This window comes from Nocardioides sp. TRM66260-LWL (assembly GCF_020075545.1).
Taxonomy (GTDB): Bacteria; Actinomycetota; Actinomycetes; order Propionibacteriales; family Nocardioidaceae; genus Nocardioides.
In genome coordinates this window covers 18,415-32,926 of sequence record NZ_JAIQZK010000006.1, presented here as the reverse complement: position 1 = coordinate 32,926, position 14,512 = coordinate 18,415, and the positions used below count along the sequence as shown (strand labels likewise).

Genomic DNA, 14,512 nt, shown 5'->3' with positions numbered 1-14,512 from the left:
CCCGCCATGATCCACCTCTCCGAAGCCCCGATCCCGGTCGTCGCACCGGGCTCCGCCGACGGCGCGTTCGCGCTGCTGTGGCTGGTGATCGCGCTGCCGCTGGCCGGCGCGGCCGTCCTGCTGCTGCTCGGCCGCCGCGCCGACGCGTGGGGCCACCTGCTCGGCACCGCCACCGCGGTCGGCTCCTTCGTCGTCTCGCTCGTCCTCTTCGTCAGCCTGCTCGGCCGCGACGAGGGGGAGCGGCAGGTCGCGCAGCACCTGTGGCAGTGGATCTCGGTCGGCCGCCTCGACGTCGGACTCGACCTGCTCTACGACCCGCTCTCGGCGCTGTTCCTGCTGCTCATCACCGGGGTGGGCTCGCTGATCCACGTGTACTCGATCGGGTACATGAGCCACGACCCGCGGCGGCGTCGCTTCTTCGCCTACCTCAACCTGTTCGTGGCGGCGATGCTCGTGCTGGTGCTCGCCGAGAACTACCTGGTGCTCTTCCTCGGCTGGGAGGGCGTCGGTCTGGCGTCCTACCTGCTCATCGGCTTCTGGCAGCACAAGCACTCGGCGGCCGCGGCGGCGAAGAAGGCGTTCGTGATCAACCGCGTCGGCGACATCGGCCTGAGCCTCGGCATCGCGCTGATGTTCGTCACCTTCGGCTCCACGAGCTTCACGGTGATCAGCGCGCTGGCCTCCGGCGCGAGCCAGGCCACCCTGACGACGCTGGGCGTCCTGCTGCTGCTCGGCGCGTGCGGCAAGTCCGCGCAGGTGCCGCTGCAGGCGTGGCTGCTCGACGCGATGGAGGGTCCGACCCCGGTCTCGGCGCTCATCCACGCCGCCACCATGGTCACCGCCGGCGTCTACCTGGTGTGCCGCTCGAACTTCGTCTTCGAGCGCGCCCCCGACGCGCAGACCGTCGTCGTGGTCGTCGCCACCGTCACCCTGCTGTGGGGCGCGGCGATCGGCTGCGCGAAGGACGACATCAAGAAGGCCCTGGCCGGCTCCACGATGAGCCAGATCGGCTACATGATGCTCGGCGCCGGCCTGGGCGTGGCGGGCTACGCGTTCGCGATCTTCCACCTGATCACCCACGGCTTCTTCAAGGCCAACATGTTCCTCGGCGCCGGCTCGGTGATGCACGGCACGGACGACGACGTCGACATGCGCCACTATGGCGCGCTGCGCGGCGCCATGCCCGTCACGTTCCTGACCTTCGCGATGGGCTACCTGGCGATCATCGGCTTCCCGGGCTTCTCCGGGTTCTGGTCGAAGGACAAGATCATCGAGACCGCGCTGGCCGACAGCTGGGTCGTCGGCCTGTGCGCGCTGCTCGGTGCCGGCGTCACCGGCTTCTACATGACCCGGCTGATGCTGATGACCTTCCTCGGCGAGCAGCGGTGGCGTCCCGGCGTGCATCCGCACGAGTCGCCGCGGGTGATGACCGGACCGCTCGTCGCGCTGGCCGCGCTCTCGGTGCTGGGCGGCGTGCTGCTGGCCGGCGACTGGATCGTCGACTGGCTCGCCCCGGTCGTCGGCACCGCGCCGGAGGAGCATCCGCCGATCCCGGCGCTCGCCGTCACCGCGATCGCGGTGCTCGTCGTCGCCGCCGGCGTCGCGCTGGCCTGGCGCCTGGTGGGACAGCGTCCGATCCCGGACGTCGCGCCGACGCAGGTCTCCGCGCTCACCCGCGCGGCGCGCGCCGACCTCTACGGCGACGCGATCAACGAGGCGCTCGTCATCGGCCCCGGACGCCGGCTCGTGCGCGGGGTGGTCGTCGCCGACGACCGCGCGGTCGACGGCGTCCTCACCGGCGGGCCCGGTCTCGTCGGCGGCATCGGGCTGCTGCTGCGCCGCGTCCAGAACGGCTACGTGCGCTCGTACGCGGCCTCCGTCCTCGGCGGCTCGGTCGTCGTGCTCGTCGCGCTCCTGGTGGTGAACCTCGCATGAGCCTGCCCTGGCTGACCCTGCTGATCGTCGTCCCGCTGGTGGGCGCGGTCGCCGCCGCGCTCGTCCCGCGCCTCGCGCCCGCGTCCGGCGACGCCGCGGCGCAGCGCTCGAAGCAGATCGGGCTCGGCGCCTCGCTGCTGACCCTCGTCCTCGGCGTCGCGGTCGCGGCGCAGTACGAGGTGAGCGGCGGGATGCAGCTCGCCGAGACCCACTCCTGGATCGGCGCGCTCGGCGTCCACTACGCCCTCGGGGTCGACGGCCTCGGACTGCTGCTGGTGCTGCTGACCGTCGTCCTCGTGCCGATCGTCCTGCTCGCCTCCTGGCACGACGTCGAGGAGGAGCCCGGGGCCACCGGCCAGCGCACGGCGGGCTTCGTCGCCTGGGCCCTGGCGCTCGAGGGCCTCGCGCTGGCGGTCTTCCTGGCCACCGACGTCTTCCTCTTCTACGTGGTCTTCGAGGCGACGCTGATCCCGGCGTACTTCCTCATCGGCGCCTACGGACGCGGCGACCGCGGCTTCGCGGCACTGAAGTTCCTCATGTACCAGCTCGGCGGCGGCCTGGTGCTGCTCGGCGGCGTCATCGGCCTCTACGTCGTCTCGGCGCAGGCCGGCACCCCGAGCTACCTGATCTCCGACCTGCAGCGGCTCGACCTCGGCCAGGACGCCGAGCGGTGGCTGTTCGTCGCGTTCTTCGTCGCCTTCGCCGTGAAGGCGCCGCTCTTCCCGCTGCACACCTGGCTGGCCGACACCACCGAGCGGGCCACGCCCGGCACGAGCGTCCTGCTGGTGTGCGTGCTCGACAAGATCGGCACCTTCGGCATGCTCCGCTTCTGCCTGGGCCTCTTCCCGGAGGCCTCGCAGTGGGCGACGCCGGTGGTCGTCACGATCGCGTTGGTCTCGATCGTCTACGGCGCGCTGCTCGCGATCGGGCAGGACGACGTGCTGCGGCTGATCGGCCTGACCTCGCTGAGCCACTTCGGGTTCATCACCCTCGGCATCTTCGCCTTCTCCAGCCAGGGCGGCTCCGGCTCGATCCTCTACATGGTCAACCACGGCATCGGCACCGCCGCGCTGTTCCTCGTCGCCGGGTACCTGATCCGGCGCCGCGGCACCACGCGGATCAGCGAGATGGGCGGCATGGAGGCGGCGACGCCGGTGCTCGCCGGCATGCTGCTGATCGCCGGCCTGGCCACGCTGAGCCTGCCCGGCCTCTCGCCGTTCGTCTCCGAGATGCTCGTGATCATCGCGGCCTTCGACCAGCACTGGTGGGTCGGCGCGGTGGCCGTCTCGGGCATCGTCCTGGCCGCGATCTACGTGCTGTGGGCCTACCAGCGGATGATGACCGGCCCGCCGCCGGAGGACGCCGGGAGCACCGGCTCGGCGCGCACCCTCGACCTCGGCGCCCGCGAGCTGGCCGCGATCGTGCCGCTCGTCGTCCTGCTGATCGGGCTGGGCCTCTACCCGCGGCCGCTGTTCGAGGCCAGCAACCCCTACGTCGCCGACCTGATGACGCACGTGGGCGTCCAGGACGACGCGCCCGCCGTCACCCAGCCCGCCGCGGAGCCCGCGGCCGCCCCCGAGGAGCAGTGATGGAGCCCGCCGCCTTCGTCAAGCCGACCATCGAGTACGCCCAGCTGTGGCCGGTGTTCCTCGTCTTCGGCGTCGCCTGCGTCGGGGTGCTCCTCGAGGCGTTCCTGCCCCGCGGACGCCGGGCCGTGCCGCAGCTCGCGCTGGCCGTCGCCGGCCTGGTCGCCGCCCTCATCGGCACGGTCGTCGTCGCGTCGCGCAGCGGGGTGCTGCCCGGCGGTCAGGCGCGCGGCCGGATCACCGCGGAGGGCTCGATCGCCGTCGACGGCCCGACGCTGTTCTTCTGGGGGCTCATCCTGGTCTTCGCGCTCGGCGGGGCGCTGCTCTTCGCCGAGCGGCGGCTCGACGGCGGCGTCTCGGCCTTCTCCGGCCAGGCCGCCGCGCTGCCCGGCAGCGACGCCGAGCGCCGCACGCAGCACCTGGAGCAGACCGAGGTCTTCCCGCTGCTGATGTTCGCGGTCGGCGGCATGCTGCTCTTCCCGGCGTCCAACGACCTGCTGATGATGTTCGTCGCCCTCGAGGTGCTGAGCCTGCCGCTCTACCTGCTCTGCGGCCTGGCGCGGCGGCGTCGCCTGCTCAGCCAGGAGGCGGCGATGAAGTACTTCCTGCTCGGCGCGTTCTCCTCCGCGTTCTTCCTCTACGGCGTCGCGCTGGTCTACGGCTTCTCCGGCACCATGACGTTCGCCGGCATCGACCAGGCGGTGCGCAACGACGCCGGCAACCGCGTCCTGCTGCTGCTCGGCATCGGGCTGCTGAGCGTCGGGCTGCTGTTCAAGGTGGGGGCGGTGCCGTTCCAGTCGTGGACGCCGGACGTCTACCAGGGCGCTCCGACGGCGGTCACCGCCTTCATGTCGGCCGGCACCAAGATCGCCGCGTTCGGCGCGATCCTGCGGCTCTACTACGTGGCGTTCGGCGCCGACCCGTCGATGTGGCAGCCGATGCTCTGGATCGTCGCCATCGCCTCGATGGTCGTCGGGGCGGTGCTCGCGGTCGTGCAGACCGACGTCAAGCGGATGCTCGCGTACTCCTCCATCGCCCACACCGGCTTCCTGCTCACCGGCGTGCTCGGCGCGCAGTCGCTCACCGACCTCGCGCCGGGGCAGGTCACCTCGGTGCAGGCCGTCCTCTTCTACCTCGCGACCTACGGCTGCGCGATGCTCGGCGCCTTCGCGCTCGTGAGCCTGGTGCGCGACGCCTCCGGCGAGGCGAGCTCGACGGCCCGCTGGGTGGGGCTCGGACGCCGCTCGCCGCTGGTGGCCGGCGTCTTCGCCTTCTTCCTGCTCTCCATGGCCGGCATCCCGCTCACCGCGGGCTTCGTCGGCAAGTGGGCGGTCTTCACCGTGGCGCTCTCCGCGGGCGCCTGGCCGGTGGTGGTCGTGGCGATCGGGTCGAGCATCGTGGCGGTCTTCTTCTACGTGCGGCAGATCCGGCTGATGTTCTTCACCGAGCCGGTCGGCGAGGTCGCCACCGTCACCCGGCCGTCGGCGCTGACGTCCGCGACGATCGCCGTCGGGCTGGCCGGCACGGTCGTCCTCGGTCTGGTCCCTGGGCCGGTTCTCGATCTCGCGGCCCATGCGGGACAATTCATCAGGTGAGCCCCTCCCCGCAGTCCGCCGCCCTGGCACTCCCCGTCACCGACGAGGCGCTGGCCGAGCGGCTGCACTCCCGGATGGCCGAGGTCGAGCGGCTCCTGGCCGGTCACGTGCAGGGCCGCACGGCCTACGTCACCGAGGCCGCGAGCCACCTGCTGGCCGCCGGGGGCAAGCGGTTCCGGCCGCTGCTGGTGCTGCTGGCCGCCGAGGCCGGCCCGCGTCCGGACGCCGCCGAGGTGCTCACCGCGGCGTGCGTCGTCGAGATCACCCACCTCGGCTCGCTCTACCACGACGACGTCATGGACGAGGCGGCGCTGCGGCGCGGGGCCGACTCGGCGAACAGCCGCTACGACAACCTCGTCGCGATCCTCACTGGCGACTTCCTCTTCGCCCGCTCCTCCGAGCTCACCGCCACGCTGGGCGCCGACGCCGTGCGCATCCAGGCCGAGACCTTCACCCGCCTCGTCGAGGGGCAGATCCTCGAGACCGTCGAGCCCGGCCCCGGCGAGGACCCGCTGGCCCACTACCTCGAGGTCGTCGCCGGCAAGACCGGCTCGCTGATCGCCACCTCCGCCCGCTACGGCGCGCGCTTCTCCGGCGCGTCCGCCGAGGTCGAGGAGGCGCTGGCCGCGTACGGCGAGATCGTCGGCTCGGCGTTCCAGCTCTCCGACGACATCCTCGACATCGCCTCGGACTCCGAGGAGTCCGGCAAGACCCCCGGCACCGACCTGCGCGAGGGCGTCCCGACCCTGCCGGTGCTGATGGCGAAGGCCTCCACCGATCCCGCCGACGCCCGGCTGCTCGAGCTGCTGGCCGGCGACCTCGCCGACGACCAGCGGCACGCCGAGGCCCTCGACCTGCTCCGCAAGCACCCCGCGCTCGACGAGGCCCGCGCCTACGTCATCGCGCAGGCGCAGGAGGCCAAGGCGCTGCTCGACGTCCTGCCCGCCGGGCCGGCCCGCGAGGCGCTGGAGGCGTTCGCCGACCTGGTCGCCGTCCGCTCGGCCTGAGGGTTTTCCCGCCGCTCGCCCCGCGCGCTTGTAACGCGGGGTTCGCGCCCTCTATGCGCCCCACATATGGGGTGCGTAGTGCTGTCGAACCCCGCGTTACAAGGGCTACGCGGCCGTCGACGCCCCCACGGTCAGCCGCAGCTGCCGGGCGTGGCGGACGGCCTCGACGGTGAAGACGACCAGCGCCAGCCAGACGATCGCGAAGCCGGCCAGGCGGCTGGCGGGCATGGCCTCGTCGAGCACGAAGACGCCGAGCAGGAACTGAAGGATCGGGGCGAGGTACTGCAGCAGGCCGAGCGTCACGAGGGGGACGCGCGTGGCCGCGGCGCCGAAGCAGATGAGCGGGATGGCGGTGACCAGGCCGGCCGACGCCAGCAGCAGGGCGTGGCCGGGGCCCTCGGTGCCGAAGGTGGAGTCGCCGCGCAGGGTCAGCCAGCCGAGGTAGACCAGCGCGAGGGGAGCGAGGATCGACGTCTCGATGGCCAGCGACTCCACGGCGCCGACGTCGGCCGACTTCTTCGCCAGCCCGTAGGTGCCGAAGGAGAACGCCAGCACGAGGGAGAGCCACGGCACGGCGCCGTAGTCGATCGTCAGGACGACGACCGCGACGCCTGCGATCCCGAGCGCCGCCCACTGCAGCGGCCGCAGCCGCTCGCCGAGCACGAGGACGCCGAGCAGCACCGTCACCAGCGGGTTCACGAAGTAGCCCAGCGCCGTCTGGAGCACCAGCTCGTGGGTGACGCCGTAGATGTAGGTGCCCCAGTTGACCGTGATGACCGCCGCGGCCAGCGCCAGCAGCCGCAGCCGACGCCGGTCGGCGACGGCCGCGCGCAGCTGCGGGAGGCGATGGTTCAGCAGCACGAGCGCCCACATCGTCACCAGCGACCACACGATGCGGTGGGCGAGGATCTCGATCGGCCCGGCGGGGTCGAGCAGCGGGAAGTAGAGCGGGAACGCGCCCCACATCACGTACGCGGCGATGCCGAGGGTGAGTCCGCGTCGAGCCTCCGTCACCGCCTCAGCCTAGGTCGGCGGACGCGGGGGAGCGGCATCGTCGGCAGCCGTCCGGGCCGCCGTCCCGTCAGCGAATGTCGACAAGACGACTCCGCCCCCGGCTGCCGCGGCGGCCGGGGGCGGAGTCGTAGGTGGGTGCCGGGAGCGTCGGGGCTCAGACGACCGTCCAGGTGTCGCCGCCGCCGATGAGCGAGGCGAGCCGGTCGGACGCGTCGCCAGTGACGGCCTCGGAGGCCGTGACGACCTGCGCGCGCGCCTGGTCGTCGTACGTCGGCCGCGAGACCTGGCGGAAGATGCCGATCGGCGACTGGTGCAGCACGCCCGCGTCGGTGAGCCGCGAGATCGCGAACGCGGTGGTGGGGTCGTCGGCGTGGGCGTCGTGGACGAGCAGCTCGCCCACGGGGGTCTGCCCGGCGCCGTCGCCGACCTCGACGACCTTCACGCCGCCGGTCGCGGTGTCGCGCACGAGGCCCTTGGAGCCCTCGACGCCGAACCGGATCGGCTGGCCGTGCTCGAGCGGGATGATCGCGTCGGCCTTGGTGTCGGCGCCCTTGAGGTCGTCGAACGCGCCGTCGTTGAAGATCGGGCAGTTCTGGTAGATCTCCACCAGCGACGTGCCGCGGTGGGCGGCGGCCGCGGCGAGCACCGCGGTGAGGTGCTTGCGGTCGGAGTCGACGGTGCGGGCCACGAACGTCGCCTCGGCGCCGAGCGCGAGCGAGACCGGGTTGAACGGGTGGTCGACCGAGCCCATGGGCGTCGACTTGGTGATCTTGCCGGCCTCGGACGTCGGGGAGTACTGGCCCTTGGTGAGGCCGTAGATGCGGTTGTTGAACAGCAGGATCGTCATGTTGACGTTGCGGCGCAGCGCGTGGATGAGGTGGTTGCCGCCGATCGAGAGCGCGTCGCCGTCACCGGTGACGACCCACGTCGAGAGGTCCTCCCGCGCGATCGCCAGACCGCTGGCGATGGCAGTGGCGCGACCGTGGATCGAGTGCATCCCGTAGGTGTCGAGGTAGTACGGGAAGCGGCTCGAGCAGCCGATGCCGGAGATGAACACGATGTTCTCGCGGCGCAGCCCGAGGTCGGGCAGGAAGGACTGGACGGCCTTGAGCACGGCGTAGTCGCCGCAGCCGGGGCACCAGCGCACCTCCTGGTCGGAGGAGAAGTCCTTCGCGCTCTGCGTCTCGCCCTCGCCGAGGGCGGGGACGAGCTCGGTGCCGGTGCGCAGCCCCGGGATGCCGAGGCCGACGGAGTGGTCGGTGGCGGTCACTGGACGGTCTCCTTCGAGGAGGTCGGGGTGAGGTCGACGGCGACGCCCTCGGCCTGCGCGACGAGCTCGCCGATGGCCTGGGCGAGATCGGCGGCCTTGAGCGGCAGGCCGCGCACCTGGTTGTAGCCCTGGGCGTCGACGAGGTACTTGGCGCGCAGGAGCAGCGAGAGCTGGCCGAGGTTCATCTCGGGCACGAGCACCTTGTCGTAGCGCCGCAGGATCTCGCCGAGGTCGTTCGGGAAGGGGTTGAGGTGGCGCAGGTGCACCTGCGCGACGTTGAACCCGGCCTTGCGGACGCGGCGCACGCCGGCGCCGATCGGGCCGTAGGTGGAGCCCCAGCCGAGCACCAGCACCTTGGCCTCGCCCGAGGGGTCGTCGACGACCAGCGGCGGCAGCGAGTCGGCGATCCGGTCGATCTTCGCCTGGCGGGTGCGGACCATGTGGTCGTGGTTGGCGGGGTCGTAGGAGATGTTGCCGTGCCCGTCGCCCTTCTCCAGGCCGCCGATGCGGTGCTCGAGGCCGGCGGTGCCCGGGATGGCCCACGGGCGGGCCAGCGTCGCCTCGTCGCGCTCGTAGGGACGGAAGGCCGGGGCGGTCTCGCCCTCGGCGACGGCGGGCGCCTCGGCGAAGCCCGGCTCGATGGTCGGCAGGTCGTCGACGTCGGGGATGCGCCACGGCTCCGAGCCGTTGGCCAGGTAGCCGTCGGAGAGCAGGAAGACCGGCGTGCGGTAGGTGATCGCGATGCGGGCGGCCTCGACCGCGGCGTCGAAGCAGTCGCCCGGCGACTGCGGAGCGACGACCGGCACCGGCGCCTCGCCGTTGCGGCCGAAGACGGCCTGGAGCAGGTCGGCCTGCTCGGTCTTGGTCGGCAGGCCGGTGGACGGGCCGCCGCGCTGCACATTGACGATCAGCAGCGGGAGCTCGGTCATGACGGCCAGGCCGATGGTCTCGGTCTTGAGCGCGACGCCCGGGCCCGAGGTGGTGGTGACGCCGAGCTGGCCGGCGAAGGACGCGCCCAGCGCCGAGCCGATGCCGGCGATCTCGTCCTCGGCCTGGAAGGTCGTGACGCCGAACGCCTTGTGCTTGCTCAGCTCGTGGAGGATGTCGGACGCCGGGGTGATCGGGTACGAGCCGAGGAACACCGGCAGGCCCGAGCGGACGCCCGCGGCCACGAGGCCGTACGACAGCGCGAGGTTGCCGGTGATGTTGCGGTACGTGCCCGGGGCCATCGGAGCCGGCTTGATCTCGTACTGCACCGCGAACGTCTCGGTGGTCTCGCCGAAGTTCCAGCCGGACTTGAAGGCGGTGATGTTCGCGTCGCGGATGGCCGGCACCTTCGCGAACCGCTTCGCGAGGAACGCCTCGGTGGGCTCGGTGGGGCGTCCGTACATCCAGGAGAGGAGGCCGAGGGCGAACATGTTCTTCGCGCGGGCGGCGTCCTTGCGGGAGAGCCCGAACTCCTTGACCGCCTCGATCGTCATGCCGGTGAGGTCGACCGGCTGCACGGCGAATTCGCCGAGCTGCGAGCCGGCGTCGCCGAGCGCGTCGAGCGGGTTGGCGTCGTAGCCGGCCTTCTGCAGGTTGCGGGCGGTGAAGTCGTGGGTGTCGACGATGATCGTGGCGCCCTTGGGCAGGTCGCCGAGGTTGGCCTTGAGCGCGGCCGGGTTCATCGCGACGAGCACGTCGGGGGCGTCGCCGGCGGTGAGGATGTCGTGGTCGGCGAAGTGCACCTGGAAGGACGAGACGCCGGGGATCGTGCCCTGGGGGGCGCGGATCTCGGCGGGGAAGTTCGGCAGGGTGACGAGGTCGTTGCCGAAGACCGCGGACTCCTGGGTGAAGCGGTCGCCGGTGAGCTGCATGCCGTCGCCGGAGTCGCCCGCGAACCGGATGATCACCCGGTCGAGCTGCTTGACCTGCTTGGACACTCGGTCCACTCCTCACTGCGTGGGGGACGCGCCGCGTCGACGCGCTGCGGACCGGGGGCCCGCCGGGATGCTACTGCGGCCTCACCGCGAACTAGAACACGTTCTGATTTCGGCGTGGGTGCGAGGTCGTCCGACCTCCCACTGTAGGCAGGGAGCGGGCGGATCCCCGAGTCGGGCCGCCATCCAAGACGTGCTATGGCGCCGCGGCGGTCCCGCGAGCGGTCCGAGGGGCGGAACGGCGTCCCGCATGTCGGACAAAGCCACTGGTCTAGACGATCTCCATTAATCTGCTCCAGATTCGCGAGGCGGGCCCCAGGCCCGCCGCGGCCCGGTGCGGGGCGGGCGAGTCCACGGCAGACCAGCGAGCCGACAGGCCCGCAGACGATCCAGACGAACCAGATGGGGTGCGACATGACCAGGACCGGTGCCCGCAGGGGCCTGACGACGCGGCGTGGCCGCGCGCTCGCGGCGGCGCTCGGCGTCGGGCTGCTCGCGCTCACGGCGTGCGGGGGCGGCGGCTCGTCGTCCGGCACGACGCTGACGCTCTCCGCCTTCTCGGTGATGGAGGCCGCCAACGAGCCGGTCTTCGCCGACTTCGAGAAGACCGACGCCGGCAAGGACGTCACCTTCCAGCCCTCCTACGGCGCCTCGGGCGACCAGAGCCGCCAGGTCGTCGCCGGCGCGAAGGCCGACGTCGTCCACTACTCCCTCGAGAGCGACGTCACGCGCCTGGTCAAGGCCGGCCTCGTCGCCGAGGACTGGAAGGACACCCCGACCAAGGGCATCGCCACCTCGTCGGTGGTCGTGCTCGTGGTGCGCAAGGGCAACCCGAAGAACATCCAGGGCTGGGACGACGTGATCAAGCCCGGCGTCCAGGTGATCACCCCGAACCCCGGCTCGTCCGGCTCGGCGCGCTGGAACATCCTCGCGGCCTACGCCCACGGCTCGAAGGGCAACGAGGACGCCGCGGGCGGGAAGTCCTTCGTCTCGGCGCTGCTGAAGAACACCGTCGCACTGCCCGGCTCGGGCCGAGAGGCCACCACCGCCTTCACCGATGGCACCGGCGACGTGCTGCTGTCGTACGAGAACGAGGCGATCCTGGCCCGCAAGAACGGGGCGGACGTCGACTACGTCGTCCCGCAGGACACCCTGCTCATCCAGAACCCGGCCGCCGTCACCAAGGACGCCCCGCCGGCCGCGAAGGCGTTCCTGGAGTTCCTCACCGGCACCCAGGCGCAGGCCGACTACGCGCAGTCGGGCTTCCGGCCGGTCGTCGACGGCGTCGACGTCGGCGAGGTGCAGGGCGCCAACGACCCCGCGAACCCGTTCCCGAAGCCGCAGACGCTCTACACCATCGACGACACGTTCGGAGGCTGGAGCAAGGCCGGCGACCAGTTCTTCGGCGACGGCGAGGACGGCAACCCGCTCGGCATCATCACCCAGCTGCAGCAGGCCACCGGCAAGGCCGGCTCGTGACCTCCGGCCCCGGCCTCGCCGGGGCCGAGCGTCCCGCCCCGCCGGCGTCCCCGTCCTCGGACGGCGGGCGCCGGCGGTGGCGCGTCCGGCGCTCGCCCCGCACGACCCCCCGCTCCACGCTGACCCGCGGCGCCGGGCTGGGCCTCGGCCTGGCGATGACCTGGTTCAGCCTGCTGGTGCTGCTGCCGCTCGCCGCCATCGTGGCCACCGCCGGCGAGAACGGCGTGAGCCGCTATCTCGACGTGCTCCGCAACGACCAGACCTGGGCGGCCGTCACCCTCACCGTCGGCCAGGCGGCGCTGGTGACGATCGTCAACGTCGTCGTGGGCACCGTCATCGCCTGGGTGCTCGTGCGCGACGCCTTCCCGGGCAAGGCGCTGCTCAACGTCGTCATCGACATCCCGTTCGCGCTGCCGACGATCGTCGCCGGGCTCGTGCTCCTCTCGCTCTACGGCCCGAAGTCGCCCCTCGGCGTCGACTGGGCCTTCACCCGCTACGCCGTCTTCCTCGCGCTGGCGTTCGTGACGCTGCCGTTCGTCGTCCGCACGGTGCAGCCGGTGCTCGAGGAGCTCGACGCCGACGTCGAGGAGGCCGCGGCCTCCCTGGGGGCAGGACGCGCGACGATCCTGCGCCGGATCGTCCTGCCGGCCCTCACCCCCGCCATCACCGCGGGCGCCGCGCTGTCCTTCGCCCGCGCGATCTCCGAGTACGGCTCGCTGGTGCTGCTCAGCGGCAACAAGCCGTTCGCCACCGAGGTGGTCTCGGTGCGGGTGCTCACCTTCATCGAGAACGGCAACCAGGCCTCGGCCGCGGCGCTGGCCTCGGTGATGCTCGCCGTCGCGCTCGCGGTGATCGTGCTGCTCGACGTCGTCCAGCGACGGGTGGCCCGCCGTGGCTAGCCGGCCGACCACCCCGTCCCGTCCGACCACGTGGCTGCTGCGCGTGATCGCGATCGGCTACGTGTTCCTGCTGGTGGCCTGGCCGGTGGGGCTGCTGGTGCAGCGCACCTTCAGCAACGGCCTGGGCAACCTCACCGACGCGCTGGGCGACCCGCAGGTGGTCTCCTCTCTGCAGCTCACCGGCGTCATCGCGGTGAGCGCGACCCTGATCAACCTGGTCTTCGGCGTCACCGTCTCGATGCTGCTGGTGCGCTACGAGTTCCCCGGCAAGCGCGCGCTCTCGGCGCTGATCGACCTGCCGCTCTCGGTCTCGCCGGTGGTCGTCGGCCTCGCGCTCGTGCTCGCCTACAACACCCGCGACGGAGTGCTCGGCCCGGTGGTGCAGGGGGTCGGGCTGCAGATCATCTTCAGCACCCCCGGCATGGTGATGGCCACCTGCTTCGTCGCGCTGCCGCTGGTCGTGCGCGAGGTGGTGCCGGTGCTCACCGAGATCGGCGACGACCAGGAGCAGGCCGCCCGCAGCCTCGGCGCCAACGGCCCCCAGACGTTCTGGCGAATCACGCTGCCGAGCATCAAGTGGGCCGTCGCGTACGGCGTCGTGCTCAGCCTGGCGCGGGCCGTCGGCGAGTTCGGCGCGGTGAAGGTCGTCTCGTCCAACGTCGCCAACCGCTCGCAGACCGCCACGCTGCTGGTGGAGGCGAAGTACCAGAACTTCCAGCAGGACACCGCGTACGCCACCGCGTTCCTGCTCATCCTCGTCGGCATCGCGGCGCTCGTCGTCGTCGCGCTGCTCCGACCCTCGAACGAGAAGTGAGGCTCCCATGAGCATCGAGGTCCGCGGACTGAACAAGTCCTTCGGCGACTTCGTCGCGCTGAGCGACGTGAACGTCAGCCTGCCCACCGGGCAGCTCACCGCCCTGCTCGGCCCGTCCGGCGGCGGCAAGTCGACGCTGCTGCGGATCATCGCCGGTCTCGACACCGCCGACTCCGGCTCGGTGACGATCGAGGGCGTCGAGGCCACCCACCTGCCGCCGCAGAAGCGCAACGTCGGCTTCGTCTTCCAGCACTACGCCGTCTTCAAGCACATGACGGTGGCCAAGAACGTCGCCTTCGGCCTGGAGATCCGCAAGCGGCCCAAGGCCGAGATCGCCGAGAAGGTCGACGAGCTGCTCAGGCTGGTGCACCTCTCGCAGTTCGCCCACCGGCTGCCGGCGCAGCTCTCCGGCGGCCAGCGGCAGCGCATGGCGCTCGCCCGCGCGCTGGCCGTCGAGCCGTCGGTGCTGCTGCTCGACGAGCCGTTCGGCGCCCTCGACGCCAAGGTGCGCAAGGAGCTGCGCGACTGGCTGCGCCGGCTGCACGACGAGGTGCACGTGACGACCGTCTTCGTCACCCACGACCAGGAGGAGGCGCTCGAGGTCGCCGACGAGATCGTGGTGATCAACGAGGGTCGCGTCGAGCAGGTCGGCGCGCCCGACACGCTCTACGACGAGCCGGCCAACGACTTCGTCATGGGCTTCCTCGGGGAGATCACCCGCCTCGGCGACGTGCTGCTGCGTCCGCACGACATCGCGGTCAGCACCGCGGCCGTCCCCGACGCCCTGGCCGGACGCGTGACCCGCGTGCTGCGCGTCGGGTTCGAGGTGCGGGTCAGCGTCGAGACGCCCCAGGGCGAGACGCTCGTCGTCATGACCCGCACGCACGCCCGCTCGCTGGGCCTCGACGTCGACGCCGCGGTGTGGCTGCGTCCCGAGCCCGGCGCCACCACGGTGCCGGCCGCGGGGTCGTCGCTGGTGCGCTGACGGCTA

General features: G+C 72.0%; 11 protein-coding genes. 8 read left to right on the top strand and 3 right to left on the bottom strand.

Going from position 1 to position 14,512, the window contains the following annotated elements:
- Window positions 1-6: 6 nt before the first annotated feature.
- Genes nuoL through K8Z61_RS14255 form a run of 4 tightly spaced genes read left to right on the top strand, consistent with a single transcriptional unit; the run spans window position 7 to window position 6,123 of the window.
- The gene (nuoL, locus tag K8Z61_RS14270; protein WP_224130552.1) at window positions 7-1,935 is read left to right on the top strand and encodes an NADH-quinone oxidoreductase subunit L; all 1,929 of its coding nucleotides are present in this window, start codon (window positions 7-9) and stop codon (window positions 1,933-1,935) included.
- On the top strand, window positions 1,932-3,524 hold the full coding sequence (locus K8Z61_RS14265; protein ID WP_224130551.1) for an NADH-quinone oxidoreductase subunit M: 1,593 nt from the start codon (window positions 1,932-1,934) through the stop codon (window positions 3,522-3,524). The genes nuoL and K8Z61_RS14265 overlap by 4 nt, the downstream gene beginning before the upstream one ends.
- Entirely contained in the window at window positions 3,524-5,116 is a 1,593-nt protein-coding gene (gene nuoN, locus K8Z61_RS14260) for an NADH-quinone oxidoreductase subunit NuoN (RefSeq protein WP_224130550.1), read from the top strand. Before K8Z61_RS14265 ends, nuoN begins: the two co-directional genes overlap by 1 nt.
- Window positions 5,113-6,123 (top strand): polyprenyl synthetase family protein, encoded by a 1,011-nt coding sequence (locus tag K8Z61_RS14255; RefSeq protein ID WP_224130549.1) that lies wholly within the window; start codon window positions 5,113-5,115, stop codon window positions 6,121-6,123. Before nuoN ends, K8Z61_RS14255 begins: the two co-directional genes overlap by 4 nt.
- Window positions 6,124-6,228: 105 nt before the next feature.
- Here K8Z61_RS14255 and rarD read toward each other — a convergent pair whose 3' ends face one another.
- From rarD to K8Z61_RS14240, 3 genes are all read right to left on the bottom strand, one after another.
- Window positions 6,229-7,137, bottom strand: a complete 909-nt coding sequence (gene rarD / locus K8Z61_RS14250) for an EamA family transporter RarD (protein WP_224130548.1) — start codon at window positions 7,135-7,137, stop codon at window positions 6,229-6,231.
- A 154-nt stretch (window positions 7,138-7,291) separates the two neighbouring features.
- A complete protein-coding gene (locus tag K8Z61_RS14245; RefSeq protein WP_374227970.1) occupies window positions 7,292-8,374 on the bottom strand; it encodes a 2-oxoacid:ferredoxin oxidoreductase subunit beta in 1,083 nt (360 codons plus the stop codon).
- 29 nt (window positions 8,375-8,403) lie between these two features.
- Complete coding sequence (locus tag K8Z61_RS14240; RefSeq protein WP_224130547.1) at window positions 8,404-10,332, bottom strand: 2-oxoacid:acceptor oxidoreductase subunit alpha; 1,929 nt, start codon at window positions 10,330-10,332, stop codon at window positions 8,404-8,406.
- Between the two features lie 411 nt (window positions 10,333-10,743).
- Here K8Z61_RS14240 and K8Z61_RS14235 point away from each other — a divergent pair, with 411 nt between their 5' ends.
- The 4 genes from K8Z61_RS14235 to K8Z61_RS14220 are packed head-to-tail and all read left to right on the top strand — an operon-like array spanning window position 10,744 to window position 14,506.
- Window positions 10,744-11,808 carry a sulfate ABC transporter substrate-binding protein gene (locus K8Z61_RS14235; RefSeq protein WP_224130546.1) on the top strand — a complete coding sequence of 355 codons (1,065 nt, stop codon included), beginning with the start codon at window positions 10,744-10,746 and terminating at the stop codon, window positions 11,806-11,808.
- The gene (cysT, locus tag K8Z61_RS14230) at window positions 11,805-12,707 is read left to right on the top strand and encodes a sulfate ABC transporter permease subunit CysT (protein WP_224130545.1); all 903 of its coding nucleotides are present in this window, start codon (window positions 11,805-11,807) and stop codon (window positions 12,705-12,707) included. The genes K8Z61_RS14235 and cysT overlap by 4 nt, the downstream gene beginning before the upstream one ends.
- Entirely contained in the window at window positions 12,700-13,521 is an 822-nt protein-coding gene (locus K8Z61_RS14225; protein WP_224130544.1) for a sulfate ABC transporter permease, read from the top strand. Before cysT ends, K8Z61_RS14225 begins: the two co-directional genes overlap by 8 nt.
- A 7-nt stretch (window positions 13,522-13,528) precedes the next feature.
- Entirely contained in the window at window positions 13,529-14,506 is a 978-nt protein-coding gene (locus tag K8Z61_RS14220) for a sulfate/molybdate ABC transporter ATP-binding protein (protein WP_224130543.1), read from the top strand.
- Window positions 14,507-14,512 lie beyond the last annotated feature (6 nt).